Below are 260 nucleotides of genomic sequence, written 5' to 3' on the forward strand. Positions count from 1 at the left end.
GTGGCGACGACCCTGCGCATTCGCCTGCGCTATCTGGAGGCGATCGAGGACGGGCGCTTCGACGACCTGCCCGGCTCGGTCTACGCCGTCGGCTTCATCCGTACCTACGCCGAGTTCCTGAACCTCGACACCGAGGAGATGGTCCGCCGCTTCAAGGACGAGGTGGCCGGGCTGGACCGGCAGACGGAATTGAACTTCCCGGCACCGGCGGCCGAGAGCCGCGTGCCCGGTGGCGCCGTGCTGTTGATCGCCGCCGTGCT

1 protein-coding gene is annotated in these 260 nt (G+C 68.8%); it reads left to right on the plus strand.

Annotation, left to right across the window (positions count from 1 at the left end):
• Window positions 1-260: helix-turn-helix domain-containing protein (locus tag R0J87_RS21880; RefSeq protein WP_498888938.1), on the plus strand; the 260-nt coding region annotated here is incomplete at both ends.

Origin of the sequence: Halomonas sp. SIMBA_159 (assembly GCF_046536035.1) — a bacterium.
GTDB lineage: Bacteria > Pseudomonadota > Gammaproteobacteria > Pseudomonadales > Halomonadaceae > Vreelandella > Vreelandella venusta_A.